The sequence below is a fragment of the Streptomyces sp. NPDC001985 genome (assembly GCF_040296845.1).
Classification (GTDB): Bacteria; Actinomycetota; Actinomycetes; order Streptomycetales; family Streptomycetaceae; genus Streptomyces.
The window spans coordinates 17,541-32,134 of sequence record NZ_JBEOYB010000021.1; the positions used below are offsets into that span (position 1 = coordinate 17,541).

Below are 14,594 nucleotides of genomic sequence, written 5' to 3' on the forward strand. Positions count from 1 at the left end.
GGCCGGCCCCCGAACCCCGGCTCCTCAATCTCCCCCAGAGCTGCCTCTGGGAGGTGCCCCCGGAGGGGCTTGGGTTGCTCAGGTTGCCGGGAGGGCCGGGGTGGTGCGGCTCCATCGCCGGAGGCGCTGGATTTCGTGCCTCGGGGCTCCTGGTTGGGGCGGGGGTGGACGAAGGGCCGGCACCACCAGGTGCCGGCCCTTCGAGGGGGAGCGGGTCAGGCGTCGAAGACCTCTTCGACGAGCTGCTGCTGCTCCGCCTGGTGCCGCTTCGCCGAGCCCACCGCCGGCGACGACCCATGCGGCCGCGAAATCCGCCGCAACCTCTCCCCGTGCGGAATATCCGCGCCGACCGCCAGGTCGAGATGGTCGATCAGGTTCAGCGCGATGAACGGCCACGCCCCCTGGTTCGCCGGCTCCTCCTGCGCCCACAGATACTTCGCCGCGTTCGGGAACTTGGCGATCTCCGCCTGGAGCTCCGCCCCCGGCAGCGGGTACAGCCGCTCCAGCCGGATGATCGCCGTGTCCGTGACACCGCGCTTCTTCCGCTCGGCGTCCAGGTCGTAGTAGACCTTGCCGGAGGTGAAGACGACCTTCCGCACGGCCGCCGGGTCCACCGACTCGTCACCGATCACCGGACGGAACCCGCCGGTGAGGAACTCGTCCACCTTCGACGCCGCCGCCTTCAGCCGGAGCATCGACTTCGGGGTGAAGACGATCAGCGGCTTGTGGTGCGGGTTGTGGACCTGCCAGCGCAGCAGGTGGAAGTAGTTCGACGGCAGCGTCGGCATCGCGACCGTCATGTTGTTCTGCGCGCACATCTGGAGGAACCGCTCGGGCCGCGCCGAGCTGTGGTCCGGGCCCTGGCCCTCGTACCCGTGCGGCAGCAGCAGGGTCACCCCGGAGGTCTGCCCCCACTTCTGCTCGGCCGACGAGATGAACTCGTCCACCACGGTCTGCGCGCCGTTCACGAAGTCACCGAACTGCGCCTCCCACATGACCAGCGCGTCCGGCCGGGCCAGCGAGTAGCCGTACTCGAAGCCCATCGCCGCGTACTCGCTGAGCAGCGAGTCGTACACGTTGTAGCGGGCCTGCTCCTCGGTGAGGTAGAGCAGCGGGGTGTAGTCCTCGTTGGTCTCCTGGTCGACCAGGACCGCGTGGCGCTGGCCGAAGGTGCCGCGCCGGGTGTCCTGGCCGGAGAGCCGGACCGGAGTGCCCTCCATCAGCAGGGAGCCGATGGCCAGCGTCTCGCCCATGCCCCAGTCGATGGTGCCGTCCTCCACGGAGGCGGCGCGCCGCTGCATCTGCGGCATCAGCCGCGGGTGCACCGTGACATGGTCCGGGATGTTCACCTGGGACTCGGCGATCCGCTTCACGATCTCCTGGGAGATCGCGGTGGTCACCGCCACCGGGAACTCCGCCTGCGGGTCCGGGACCAGCGCGGGGGCCGGGTGGCTGGTGGCCTCGCGGACCTCCGCGAAGACCTTCTCCAGCTGCCCCTGGAAGTCCTGGAGCGCCTGCTCCGCCTCTTCCAGGGTGATGTCGCCGCGGCCGATCAGCGACTCGGTGTACAGCTTGCGCACCGAGCGCTTCTTGTCGATCAGCGCGACCATCTGCGGGTTGGTGAACTGCGGGTTGTCGCCCTCGTTGTGACCGCGGCGGCGGTAGCAGATGAGGTCGATCACCACGTCCTTGTTGAACGTCTGGCGGAACTCGAAGGCGAGCCGCGCCACCCGGACGCAGGCCTCCGGGTCGTCACCGTTCACATGGAAGATCGGCGCCTCGATCATGCGGGCCACATCGGTGGCGTACATGGAGGAGCGCGACGACTCCGGGGCGGCGGTGAAGCCGACCTGGTTGTTGATCACGACATGCACGGTGCCGCCGGTGCGGTAGCCCCGGAGCTGCGACATGTTCAGCGTCTCGGCGACGACACCCTGGCCGGCGAAGGCCGCGTCGCCGTGGAGGGCGACCGGCAGGACGGTGAAGTCCGTACCGCCCTTGTTGATGACGTCCTGCTTGGCGCGGGAGACACCCTCCAGGACCGGGTCGACCGCCTCCAGGTGGGAGGGGTTGGCGACCAGCGAGACCTTGATCTGCTCGCCGTCGAGCCCGGTGAAGGTGCCCTCGGCGCCCAGGTGGTACTTCACATCGCCGGAGCCGTGCATCGACTTCGGGTCGAGGTTGCCCTCGAACTCGCGGAAGATCTGCGCGTACGACTTGCCGACGATGTTCGCCAGGACATTGAGCCGGCCGCGGTGGGCCATGCCGATGACGACCTCGTCCAGGCGCGACTCGGCGGCGGAGTCGATGACCGCGTCGAGCAGCGGGATGACGGACTCGCCGCCCTCCAGCGAGAACCGCTTCTGGCCGACGTACTTCGTCTGGAGGAAGGTCTCGAACGCCTCGGCGGCGTTGAGCCTGCGCAGAATCCGCAGCTGCTCCTCGCGCTCGGGCTTCGAGTGCGGGCGCTCCACCCGGTCCTGAATCCACTTGCGCTGCTTGGGGTCCTGGATGTGCATGAACTCGATACCGGTGGTCCGGCAGTACGAGTCGCGCAGCACACCGAGCACATCGCGGAGCTTCATCAGCGACTTGCCGGCGAAACCGCCGACGGCGAACTCGCGCTCCAGATCCCACAGGGTGAGCCCGTGCTCGGTGATGTCCAGGTCGGGGTGCTTGCGCTGGCGGTACTCCAGCGGGTCCGTGTCGGCCATGACATGGCCGCGCACCCGGTAGGAGTGGATCAGCTCGAAGACCCGGGCGGCCTTGGTGACGTCGTCGTCGTGCGAGGCGTCGATGTCCTTGAGCCAGCGGACCGGCTCGTAGGGAATCCGCAGCGCCTCGAAGATGTCGTCGTAGAAGCCCTCCTCGCCGAGGAGGAAGTTCGCCACGACCCGCAGGAACTCGCCGGAGGCGGCGCCCTGGATGACCCGGTGGTCGTAGGTCGAGGTCAGCGTCATGACCTTGGCGATGCCCAGCTTGTTCAGGGTGTCCTGGGAGGTGCCCTGGAACTCGGCGGGGTAGTCCATGGAGCCGACGCCCATGATCACCGACTGGCCGGGCATCAGCCGGGGCACGGAGTGGACCGTGCCGAGGCCGCCGGGGTTGGTCAGCGAGACGGTGACGCCGGTGAAGTCGTCCATCGTCAGCCTGTTGCCGCGGGCGCGGCGGACGATGTCCTCGTACGCCTGCCAGAACTCGAAGAAGTTGAGCGTCTCGGCCTTCTTGATCGCCGCGACGACGAGCTGGCGGTCGCCGTTGGGCTTCACCAGGTCGATGGCGAGGCCGAAGTTGACGTGCTCCGGCTTGACCAGGGTCGGCTTGCCGTCCTTCTCCGCGAAGGAGTAGTTCATCGCCGGCATGGCCTTGAGGGCCTGCACCATGGCGTAGCCGATGAGGTGGGTGAAGGAGACCTTCCCGCCCCGGGCGCGCTTCAGGTGGTTGTTGATGACGATGCGGTTGTCGAAGAGCAGCTTCACCGGGACCGCGCGCACGGACGTCGCCGTGGGCACCTCCAGCGAGGCGTTCATGTTCTTCGCCACGGCGGCGGAGGGGCCGCGCAGGGTCACCAGCTCGGGGCCCTCGCCGCTCGCCTTGGCCGGGGCGGCGGCGGGGGCCGCCTTCGCGGCGGGCTTGGGCGCGGGCGCGGCGGGCGCGGCAGCCGGGGCGGGGGCCGCCTTCGCGGCGGGCTTCGCCGGAGCGGCGGCCTGCGGCGCGGGCGCGGCCTTGGCCGGAGCGGCCGGGGCAGCCGCGGCAGGAGGCGCGGCGGGGCCCGCGCCATTGCCGGCCGCCCGGGGGGCGGGCGTCGCGGGCGCTGTGGCCTGCGGCGTCACGGGAGCCGCCGCGGGGGTGCCCTCGGCGGGTTCCGCCCCGGTGGCGGCGGTGTTCTTGGCACCGGGCTTGTAGTCGGCGAAGAAGTCCCACCAGGCTCGGTCGACCGAATTCGGATCCTGGAGGTACTGCTGGTAGATCTCGTCGACGAGCCACTCATTGGGGCCGAAGGCAGCGGCAGGATCGATGCCCTGCGCGCTTTGGTCGGTCGGAGTACTGGAGTTACTGGGGGACTGAGACGACACGGCGGCAACCGCCCTCTTCCGCTTCACAAGGTGATGGACAGCGGGAATCAAGGCTACGCCTCCCCGGCCGAGAGGTGCAGGCCGGGCGGGCCACAGTCGCGCAAGTCACACCGAAAGACGGGTTTCGGGGCTGGGTATGGCGGGAAATAAGCACGGTTTGCCCTCGCCGCTGGTAAGAGAGACCCGCGCGGCGATCTGCGGTCCGGCCCCGAGGCCCCTGCTGGGGGCCCGGCCTCGCCCGGTGGACACAGAAGGGTTGCTTCCGGTTCGAACCCTACGTCAACCCCGCTGTCCCGGAATCCCCGGCAGGGTGACCTGGATGCGACAGCCCCGCGCCGATTCGGCCACCCCTATCTGTCCGCCGTGGAGATCCACGGCCCAGCGGGCGATGGCCAGGCCGAGCCCCGTGCCGCCGTCGCTGCCCTTGCCGTGCGGCGAGCTGACGGCGCCCCGGTTGAACCGCTCGAAGACCTGGTGGCGCTCCGGCTCCGGAATGCCCGGACCCTCGTCCTCCACTTCCAGCCGCAGCGATTCCGGAAGCGGGCCGCGCCGGGCCCGCACGGTCACCCGGCCGTGCGGCGGGGAGTGCTTCACCGCGTTGTCGATGAGATTCGCCACCACCTGGTGCAGCCGCTCGGCGTCCGCGTGGGCGGTCAGCTCGGGCGGTGAGACGTCCAGGTGCAGATGGACATCCGTACGGGTGTGATGGCCCGACCCGGAGGCCAGCCCCCGCTGGGCCGCCGCCAGGTTCGCCTCCTTCAGCACCCCGGAGAGATACGGCCACACCTCGAAGCGGCGGGCCCGCAGCGGTACGACCCCGTTGTCCAGCCGGGAGAGGTCGAGCAGGGTCTCCACGAGCCGGCCCAGTCTCTCCGTCTGCCTCAGCGCGGTCCGCATGGTCTCCGGGTCGGCGGCGGACACCCCGTCCACCACGTTCTCCAGGACGGCCCGGAGCGCGGCGATCGGGGTGCGCAGCTCGTGCGAGACATTGGCGACCAGCTCCTTGCGGTGCCGGTCGACCGCCTCCAGGTCGTCCGCCATCAGATTGATGGTGGACGCCAGGTCCCCCAGCTCGTCCCGGCGGTCCGCGCCCCGCACCCGCCGGGTGAAGTCCCCGTGCGATATCCCCTTGGCCACCCGGTTCATCTCGTCCAGCGGCGCCGTCAGGCCGTGCGCCACGAACTGGGTGATCAACAGGGTGGCGATCACCGAGAAGACCGTGATGAAACGCAGCTCGGTGGAGGTGCGCAGGGCGACGAGCAGCAGGCCGGTGGTGATGAAGACCGAGACGACGACCAGGGTGCCGAGCTTGGTCTTGATCGAGATGGAGACCGACCTGCGGGGCTGCTGCTCCTGGCACCGCCTCATGGCGCCGGCGTCTCCAGCGCGTAGCCGACGCCGTGGACGGTACGGATGCGCTCGGCGCCGATCTTGCGGCGCAGGGCCTTGATGTGGCTGTCCACGGTCCGGGTGCCGGAGGCGTCCGCCCAGTCCCAGACCTCCGCGAGCAGCTGCTCCCGGGAGAGGACCGCGCGCGGGGTGTTGGCCAGGCAGACCAGCAGATCGAACTCGGTCGGGGTCAGATGCACGTCCTCGCCCCGGACCCTGACCCGGCGCTGGGCGTGGTCGATCTCCAGCTCGCCCAGGCGCAGGATGCCGCTGCGGGGGGTGACGGCGGCGAGCGCGGCCCGCTCCACCCGGCGCAGCAGCACATGCACCCGCGCGGCCAGCTCCCGCATCGAGAACGGCTTGGTCATGTAGTCGTCGGCGCCGACCCCGAGCCCGACCAGCATGTCGGTCTCGTCGTCCCGCGCGGTGAGCATCAGCACCGGGACCGGCCGCTGGGCCTGCACCCGGCGGCAGACCTCCAGCCCGTCGAAGCCGGGGAGCATCACATCGAGCACCATCAGATCGGGCTGCCATGCCTCGGCCGCGTCGACCGCGGCGGGCCCGTCGGCGGCGGTCTGCACCAGAAAGCCCTCGGCCCGCAGCCGTGCGGCGATGGCGTCGACGATGGTGGTGTCGTCCTCGACGACCAGCACCCGGCGCTGGGCGCCGGGCGTGGCCGCCGCGCCGTTCTGGGTGGAGTGTGTCTGTTCCATCGCCCGCCCCTGTAAGCGCTCTCACGAACCGTGTGCGCTTGGTAGATCTGTGGTCTGTGTGTTGTAGCTCAGCAGCGTAAAGGCAGTTGGACGGTCCGGGCTACGCAGGCCGGACGGCGAGGTGGACCACGTCCGGGGCGCCTCGGGCAACCCGGATCTCTTCGGTTCTTACCCCGGTGAAACCGGCATTCCGCAAGGTATCTTCGAAAGCGGGGGAGGGTTTCGCGGACCACACGGCGAGCACTCCGCCCGGTTCCAACTTCTCCGCGCACAGGGCGAGTCCGGCCGGGGAGTAGAGGTTCTCGTTGTCGTCGGTGACGGTCCAGTCGGGGCCGTTGTCGATATCCAGACAGAGGGCGTCATAGCGGGCGCCGGGGGAGCGGAGGTGGGTCAGCAGATCAGTGCGGAGGATCACGCTTCTCGGGTCGGCGAGGGCGGGGCCGGAGAACCGGCCCAGGGGGCCGGAGACATGCCAGTCGATGATGGCCTGTTCTCGCTCCACGACGGCGATATGTCGCCAATGGGGGTTATTGGCGGCGTGGGCGAGGGAGAAGCCGACCCCGAGACCGCCGATGAGGAGTGAGGGGCGGTGGGCCGGGGAGCGGGTGCGGAGGGCGTGGTGGGCGGCGTCGATGAGAAGGCGCTCGGAGCGGCCGTCGGAGGTGTCCATCAGGAAGCAGCCGTTGGCGATGATCTCGTGGTGGTCGCCGTGGCGGCGGAGGACGACTTCGCCGTGGGGGCCTTGGCGGCGGTCGAGGACGACGGGGGCGCTGTGGGGCATGGGACCTCCGGTCCGGGGGGCGGTGGGGCTCATGCTGGTGTCCCCACCCGCCCGGGGCAACCGATTTCAGCCACCTTCACCCGCAGCGGGGCACGAGTGCCCGCCTGCCGGGCCCCGTCCCCGAGAACCCGCGCGTCTCCAGCCCGTCCGGGGGTACCTCCCGGAGGCGGCTCTGGGGGAGTTCGAGGACGGACCCCGGTCCACAGGTTCCCGCACGCTGCGGGCCCGGGTCGGGGGCCGGCCCCCGAACCCCCGCTCCTCAATCGCCGGAGGGGCTGGGGTGGTGCTGCTCAACCGCCGGAGGGGCGGGGGTGGAGGGTCGAGAGGGAGGCTCCTGTGGTGAAGAGGGCGGCGGCTGTCAGGGCGGCGGTGAGATCCCCCTCCGCACGGGCCGCCCAACCCCACACCGCCCCCACATCCCCCACCCCCAGAAACACCACCCCCAGATACCCCAGCGGCACCACCCAGCTCAGCCGAGCCCCCACCACCCTCACCCCCAGGGCCGCCAGCCCCGCCGCCCCCACCGTGTTCCGGGCCATCGCCTCCGCGCCGAGCACCACCGGGGTCCCCGGGTCCGGGCCGGGGCGGATGGTCTCCGGGGCCACCAGGGCCAGCGCGAGGGAGGCGAGGGCGGTGAGGGCGACCAGATGGGAGAGGCGGCGCGGCCACCACGGCGCGACCGCCGTCCGGTCCAGCTCACCGCCGGGGGTGTGGAAGCTCGTCCCGATCGCCGCCGCCGCGACCAGCGGCGCGAGCGCCACCAGCGGGAGGACGGGCTCCGGGCCCCCGGACCCCCACCAGGCCACGAAGGCGGCGGTCGCGGCGAGCACCCCCACCACCCCGGGCAGCCCGCGCGAACGGACGTACAGCATCGGCCCCGCCCACGCGCTCACAGCGCGGGCACCCGGCTCGGGTCGCACACCGCGACCGTCGCGAAGTACCGCGAGAGCCAGGCCCCGCGCTCCTCCCCGCCCATGCCCTCCAGCGCGCCCAGCGCCTCCTCGAACCTCTTCAGCTCCGCCCTGGCCCGGGCGATCTCCGCCTTGTCCCCACCGGCCTCCACCCACTCCAGCGCGGAGCCGTAGGCGGCGGGCCTCGGCACCAGCCACTCCACGACGGCCGAGTCGACCGCCCGCACCCGCTCGTCCTCGTACCGGTCGGCGCAGGGCTCCCCCATGCCGCTCGCGCTCATACCGGTCAGCTCCTGGGCGGCCTCCCGTGCGTAGATCTCCGGGTCGGTCAGCTTCCCCCGGACGACGACCCAGCCCAGCGGGCTGATCATGGGCAGCCTCGCCTCCCCGGGCCCCGGGTCCCGGCGCAGGTCGGAGAAGCGGACCGGCAGGTTCTCCACCCCCTCCAGCCGGGTGGTGATCCGGGACAGGGCGTCCCGCACCTCCGGCAGCATGCCGGGGTGGAGCGCGTTCACACAGATCGCCGGCCGGACCGATGTGTCGCACACCTGCCGCTGGGAGAGCGGGTCCGGGCGCCACATGCCGTCCCCGGTCCGGGCGATCAGCACCCCCGCGACGACGGCCGCCGCCAGCGGCACCAGCGCCGTGTACCGGCGGCGGGCCGCGTGGGCGAGGACCGCGGCCCCCGCCAGCCCGCCCGCCCACACCATCGCCGCCGGCGGCTGCCACCAGACCGAGACCGCCTCGTCCATGAGTCCCTCGGCGCCGTACGGGATCAGATGCCGGGCGCCGTGCGTCCCGAGGGTCAGCTGTCCGAAGGCGAAGGGCGTGATGACGCCCAGCAGCGGAGCGGTGAGCCGCCGGCGCACCCGGGCGCCGATGGCGTACCCGATCAGGCCCATCGCCGCGATGAAGACGGCGTCCGCGAGCGGCGCGAGCGGGTCGGGCCGGCCCGCCGAGGTGTACGGCAGACAGGCCAGCAGCGCGGCGGCGGCGCCGAGGAGGAAGACCCCGGCCGGCCAGAGCGCCGTGGGCAGCGCCGCCATCAGCGTCCGCGCGAGCGGCCCCCGGGCGGAGGCCGCGAGCAGATCGCCGGTGCGCCGCCGCAGCTCCCGCTGCCCCTGCCAGCACCCCGCCGCCAGAGCCAGCGGGCCCACGAACACGCTGGCCACGGCCCGCAGCAGCTCCAGGGTGGCGGTCCAGCTGCCCTGCCACTCCTGCGACTTGGTCCACAGCGGGATCGCCACCGCGAGCAGCGCGGCGGCCCCGGCCCAGGGCGCGGACCCCCGCAGCAGCTCACTGCGGAGCGGATGCGCCCGCCGTGCCCGGCCGCCCCCGCCGCCGGAGACCCCGCTCATCGCGGAACCCCCGCCCCGACGGCGGCGCGGGACAGCCCCGGGTCCCAGGGGTCGGTGTGCCTCATCGCCCCGCCTCCGCGCCGGCGCCCCGGTGGGCGCGGAGCGCCGCCGTGTATCCCCGCTCGATCCCGCTGACCGCGTCCCCGGACGGCGCCCCGCCCAGCTCCGTCAGCTCCTCGGTGCTGCCCCGGTAGGCCACCCGCCCCGACTCGATCAGGGTCACCCGGCCGCACGCCGCCGCCACGTCCTCCACCAGATGGGTGGAGACGATCACGGTGGCCGAGGTCCCCACCTCCCGGAGCAGCGCCCGGAACTCCACCCGCTGCTCCGGGTCGAGCCCGGCCGTGGGCTCGTCCAGCAGCAGCAGCTCCGGTTCGTTCACGATCGCCTGGGCGATCCCCACCCGGCGGACCATGCCGCCCGACAGGGTCCGTACCTTCGCGTCGATACGGTCCGCGAGTCCGACCCGCTCCACCGCCGTCTCCACCGCGCCGGGCACCGTGTCCGGCGCCATCTCCTTCAGCCAGGCGATGTACGACACGAACTCCCGGACGGTGAAACCGGGGTAGAAGCCGAACTCCTGCGGCAGATACCCCAGCCGCCGCCGCACCTCCGCGCGCTCCCGGTGCGCCGACACATCGCGGCCCAGCAGCTCGACCCGGCCGGCCGCGGGTGCCGCGACCGTCGCCAGGACACGGATCAGCGAGGTCTTGCCGGCGCCGTTCGGGCCGAGGAGCCCGTGCACCCCCCGGCCGAATTCCAGCGCGACCGCGTCGAGCGCGACCGTTCTGCGGTGCCGGACGGTCAGCCCGTCCACTCTCACCGGCGTACTCACACTCGCTCCAGGTGGTCGAAGGATGAACGGCGTACGGCGAGCAGCGCCCCGCACACCACGGCCGCCGCCGCGAAGCCGCCCTGGGTGGCCGGGCCGGAGACATGGCGGGCCAGCTCGGCCCCCAGCTCTCCCGGCATGGCGCCCTGCGCGGTGGACAGGATCAGCGCGCTCCAGCCGCCGGCCAGCACGGAGGCCGCGACCCGGCAGCCGATCCAGGAGCCCAGGGCCAGCGCGGCCAGGGTCAGCGCGAGCCCCGGCAGCAGCCAGGCCCCCGGGCCCGGTGCCCCGGAGCCGCCCGGGGAGCGGGGCAGCAGCGCCCCGGCAGCGGTCAGCAGCGGGACGCTCACCACCAGCACCGCCGCCGTGCGGGTCAGCAGCAGCCGCAGCCCCCCGGAGGGGGTGGCGGCGGTGATCTCGTACAGGGGGTCGGCGTGTCTGCCGTACGACAGCGCCACCCCGGCGGGCGGGAGCGCGGGCGAGAGCGCCAGCAGCAGCGGTCCCGTGCCGTCGAAGCCTGCTCCGTACGCCAGGAGGAGCGCGCCCGCGATCACCAGCGCCAGCGCCAGCAGCCAGGAGCCGCGCAGCGCGGGCCCCGCCGCCCACATCACCCGCGCGGCCCGGCCCACCCCGGCGGGGCGCGGTGCCGGTACGGGCCGGGGGCGCGGGGCCGTCTCGGCCAGGACGGCCTCCCGGACCAGGCCGAGCACGGGACCGGCGGCGCCCGCGCGCACCGCGCCGGAGACCCGGGCGGCGCACGGCCCGCACTTCTCGACGTGCGTCTCCAGCGACCAGGCGTCGGGCTCGGTCACCGTGCCCCGCGCGTACTCCCCGGCGAGGCGCTCGCTCACATGCCAGCCGCCCATGCCGCCCGTGCCCTTCGTGCCGCTCGTTCCCTTCGTGCCGCCCGTGTCGTTCGTACCGCTCATGCCGTTCGTACCGCTCATGCCGTGCCTCCCAGCGGGCCGGTCTCCGGGGCGAGCAGGTCCAGTGCGGCGCGCAGTTCGCGCCGGGCCCGCAGGGCGCGGGTCTTGACGGTGCCCTCGGGTATCCCCAGCACCCGGGCGGCCTCGCGGGTGGTCAGCCCGTCGATGACGGTGGCGCGCAGGACCTCGCGCAGCTCCGGGGAGATCCGGTCGAGCGCGGCGCCCACATCCCCGTACTCCAGACCGGCGAGCACCCGGTCCTCCGCCGACGGCACGCTCGGTGACCACGCGGGTCCGGGGCGCGGGCGGCCGGCCCTCGCGTGTGCCCGCTGGGCGTCGACCAGCCGGCGGGCGGCGATCACCCAGAGCCAGCCGCCCGCCTCGCCGCCCCGGTGGGAGGCGGCGGAGCGCCAGACGGTGACGAAGGTGTCCTGGAGCACCTCGCGCACGGTCTCCGGGTCGGGGCAGCGGCGGGCGAGCCGGGCGTGCAGCCAGCCCGCGTGGCGGTCGTAGAGCGCGGCGAGCGCGTCGGCGTCACCCCGGGTGACGGCGCGGAGCAGCGCCGCGTCGTCCCGCGCGCCGTCGGCCTCGGTGTCTCCCCTCGCGGGGCGGGTCCATCTCACACCCCTCTATCGCGCGCGGAGGTGCGTCCGGTTCTCGGCCGGCCCGCTCCGGGGTGATCGCTCACAGCGAACACGGGGACGGGAACATCCGGGCGGCCCCGTGCATTGAGTCCACATAGCTCAACTTCACTGCCTAAGGGGAGATCATGGCTGCTGAGTCCCAGACCGTCACACCGCTCACCCTGCCCGTGCTGCCCCTCGACGACGAGGTCGTGCTGCCCGGAATGGTGGTGCCGCTCGACCTGACCGACACCGAGGTGCGGGCCGCGGTGGAGGCCGCGCAGGCGCTCCACCCCACCGGTGGCAGCAAGCCGCAGGTGCTGCTTGTTCCGCGAGTGGACGGGAACTACGCGGCGATCGGCGTGCTCGGCAGCGTCGAGCAGGTCGGACGGCTCTCCGACGGCGACCCCGGCGCGCTCATCAGGGGCGTCGGCCGGGTGCGCATCGGCGCGGGCACCACCGGACCCGGAGCGGCGCTCTGGGTCGAGGGCACCAGGATCGACGAATCCGTCCCCGCCCCGCTGCCCGGGCAGCTCACCGAGCTGGTCACCGAGTACAAGGCCCTGGCCACCGACTGGCTCAAGCGCCGCGGCGCCTGGCAGGTCGTGGACCGGGTGCAGCAGATCGACGATGTGTCCCAGCTCGCGGACAACGCGGGTTACTCGCCGTTCCTGAGCACCGCCCAGAAGATCGCGCTCCTGGAGACCGCCGACCCGGTCGCCCGGCTCAGGCTCGCCACCGAGCAGATCCGCGAGCACCTCGCGGAGCAGGATGTCGCCGAGTCCATCGCCAAGGACGTCCAGGAGGGCGTCGACAAGCAGCAGCGCGAGTTCCTGCTGCGGCGCCAGCTCGACGCGGTCCGCAAGGAGCTGCGCGAGCTGAACGGCGAGGCGGAGGGCGAGGAGTCCGACGACTACCGGGCCCGGGTCGAGGCCGCCGATCTGCCCCCGCGTGTGCGCGAGGCCGCGCTCAAGGAGGTCGAGAAGCTGGAGCGCTCCAGTGACCAGAGCCCCGAGGGCTCCTGGATTCGCACCTGGCTCGACACCGTTCTCGAACTGCCGTGGAACGAGCGCACCGAGGACGCGTACGACATCCAGGGCGCGAAGACCGTCCTCGACGCCGAGCACGCGGGCCTGGAGGATGTGAAGGAGCGCATCACCGAGTACCTCGCGGTGCGCAAGCGCCGCACCGACCGGGGGCTCGGCGTGGTCGGCGGGCGGCGCGGCGGCGCGGTGCTCGCGCTCGTGGGCCCGCCCGGGGTGGGCAAGACCAGCCTCGGCGAGAGCGTCGCGCACGCGATGGGGCGGAAGTTCGTCCGGGTCGCGCTCGGCGGTGTCCGGGACGAGGCGGAGATCCGCGGCCACCGGCGCACCTACGTCGGAGCGCTGCCGGGCCGGATCGTCCGGGCGGTCAAGGAGGCCGGGTCGATGAACCCGGTGGTGCTGCTGGACGAGATCGACAAGGTCGGCTCGGACTTCCGGGGCGACCCGGCGGCGGCCCTCCTCGAAGTGCTGGACCCGGCGCAGAACCACACCTTCCGCGACCACTACCTGGAGGTCGAGCTCGATCTGAGCGATGTGGTCTTCCTGGCGACGGCGAATGTGCTGGAGGCCATTCCGGAGGCGCTGCTCGACCGGATGGAGCTGGTGCGGCTGGACGGCTACACCGAGGACGAGAAGGTCGTCATCGCCCGGGACCACCTGCTCCCGCGCCAGCTGGAGCGGGCGGGGCTGGAGAGCGGGGAGGTCGTTCTGGAGGACGCGGCGCTGCGGCGGCTCGCGGGGGAGTACACCCGTGAGGCGGGCGTCCGCAATCTGGAGCGCTCCATCGCCAGGCTGCTGCGCAAGGTGGCGGCCCAGCACGAGCTGGGCGACCGGGAGCTGCCGTTCACGATCGGAGCGGAGGAGCTGCGCCCGCTGATCGGCCGGCCGCACCATGTGCCCGAGTCCGCGCAGGACCCGGCCGAGCGCCGGACCGCGGTGCCCGGGGTGGCCACGGGGCTGGCGGTCACCGGGGCGGGCGGCGATGTGCTCTTCGTGGAGGCGTCGCTGGCCGATCCGGAGACGGGCGCGTCGGGGCTGACCCTCACGGGGCAGCTCGGCGATGTGATGAAGGAGTCGGCGCGGATCGCGCTGAGCTTCCTGCGGTCGCACGGTGCGGAAGCGGAGCTTCCGGTGGCGGATCTCAAGGACCGGGGTGTGCACATCCACTTCCCGGCGGGCGCGGTGCCGAAGGACGGGCCGAGCGCGGGGATCACGATGACGACGGCGCTGGCGTCGCTGCTGTCGGGGCGGCCGGTGCGGACGGATGTGGCGATGACGGGGGAGGTGTCGCTGACGGGGAGGGTGCTGCCGATCGGCGGGCTGAAGCAGAAGTTGCTGGCGGCGCACCGGGCGGGGATCACCACGGTGGTGATTCCGAAGCGGAACGAGGCGGATCTGGATGATGTTCCCGCGGAGATCCTCGATGGGCTGGAGGTTCATCCGGTGACCGATGTCCGCCAGGTCCTCTCCATCGCCCTGACCCCGGCGGCCCTCCCGATCCCGGCGGCGGCCTGACCCCGACGGCCCCGGGGGCCCGCGCCGTGCGGGCCTCCCGGGGTGCGGGGTCCGTCCTCAAGCGCCGGACGGGCTGGGTGTGTCCGGTGCGGGTTTCCCGGGGTGCGGGGTCTGTTCTCAAGCGCCGGACGGGCTGGGTGTGTCCGGTGTGGGTGTCCCGGGGTGCGGGGGCTGTCCTCAAGCGCCGGACGGGCTGACATGCGCGGCCCCGGGTGTCGCGGGTGCGGGTCGCCCTCGAACTCCCCCAGAGGTGCCTCCGGGAGGTGCCCCGGCTTGGTTTCCCCGGCTTCGGGTGGGGCGAGGTGTAAGCCTGGCCTCCTCGGTGTCCGAGTCGTCGCTCTCCCGCTGCGCCGGGTGTTTGCGCTGCGACACTCAGCCTCGCCGGCGTGTGAGGCGCGGGGGTTCGGGGGTTCGGGGGCCGGCCCCC

10 protein-coding genes are annotated in these 14,594 nt (G+C 72.9%); 1 reads left to right on the forward strand and 9 read right to left on the reverse strand.

Annotation, left to right across the window (positions count from 1 at the left end):
* Window positions 1–215 precede the first annotated feature (215 nt).
* The 9 genes from ABT122_RS12050 to ABT122_RS12090 form a co-directional block, all read right to left on the reverse strand.
* A complete protein-coding gene (locus ABT122_RS12050) occupies window positions 216–4,076 on the reverse strand; it encodes a multifunctional oxoglutarate decarboxylase/oxoglutarate dehydrogenase thiamine pyrophosphate-binding subunit/dihydrolipoyllysine-residue succinyltransferase subunit (protein ID WP_351549238.1) in 3,861 nt (1,286 codons plus the stop codon).
* Window positions 4,077–4,355: 279 nt separating this feature from the next.
* The gene (locus tag ABT122_RS12055) at window positions 4,356–5,444 is read right to left on the reverse strand and encodes a HAMP domain-containing sensor histidine kinase (RefSeq protein WP_351549241.1); all 1,089 of its coding nucleotides are present in this window, start codon (window positions 5,442–5,444) and stop codon (window positions 4,356–4,358) included.
* On the reverse strand, window positions 5,441–6,178 hold the full coding sequence (locus ABT122_RS12060) for a response regulator transcription factor (protein ID WP_351549244.1): 738 nt from the start codon (window positions 6,176–6,178) through the stop codon (window positions 5,441–5,443). The genes ABT122_RS12055 and ABT122_RS12060 overlap by 4 nt, the downstream gene beginning before the upstream one ends.
* Window positions 6,179–6,278: 100 nt before the next feature.
* Window positions 6,279–6,959 carry a spermidine synthase family protein gene (locus ABT122_RS12065; RefSeq protein WP_351549247.1) on the reverse strand — a complete coding sequence of 227 codons (681 nt, stop codon included), beginning with the start codon at window positions 6,957–6,959 and terminating at the stop codon, window positions 6,279–6,281.
* 290 nt (window positions 6,960–7,249) lie between these two features.
* Window positions 7,250–7,852 carry a hypothetical protein gene (locus ABT122_RS12070; protein WP_351549250.1) on the reverse strand — a complete coding sequence of 201 codons (603 nt, stop codon included), beginning with the start codon at window positions 7,850–7,852 and terminating at the stop codon, window positions 7,250–7,252.
* A complete protein-coding gene (locus ABT122_RS12075) occupies window positions 7,849–9,228 on the reverse strand; it encodes a hypothetical protein (protein WP_351549253.1) in 1,380 nt (459 codons plus the stop codon). Before ABT122_RS12075 ends, ABT122_RS12070 begins: the two co-directional genes overlap by 4 nt.
* 61 nt (window positions 9,229–9,289) lie before the next feature.
* The gene (locus ABT122_RS12080; protein ID WP_351549256.1) at window positions 9,290–10,063 is read right to left on the reverse strand and encodes an ABC transporter ATP-binding protein; all 774 of its coding nucleotides are present in this window, start codon (window positions 10,061–10,063) and stop codon (window positions 9,290–9,292) included.
* The gene (locus tag ABT122_RS12085; protein WP_351549418.1) at window positions 10,060–10,926 is read right to left on the reverse strand and encodes a zf-HC2 domain-containing protein; all 867 of its coding nucleotides are present in this window, start codon (window positions 10,924–10,926) and stop codon (window positions 10,060–10,062) included. Before ABT122_RS12085 ends, ABT122_RS12080 begins: the two co-directional genes overlap by 4 nt.
* Window positions 10,927–11,003: 77 nt before the next feature.
* The gene (locus ABT122_RS12090) at window positions 11,004–11,609 is read right to left on the reverse strand and encodes an RNA polymerase sigma factor (protein WP_351549259.1); all 606 of its coding nucleotides are present in this window, start codon (window positions 11,607–11,609) and stop codon (window positions 11,004–11,006) included.
* A gap of 146 nt (window positions 11,610–11,755) precedes the next feature.
* Between ABT122_RS12090 and lon the strand changes: the two genes are divergently transcribed.
* The gene (gene lon / locus ABT122_RS12095; protein WP_351549261.1) at window positions 11,756–14,167 is read left to right on the forward strand and encodes an endopeptidase La; all 2,412 of its coding nucleotides are present in this window, start codon (window positions 11,756–11,758) and stop codon (window positions 14,165–14,167) included.
* Window positions 14,168–14,594 lie beyond the last annotated feature (427 nt).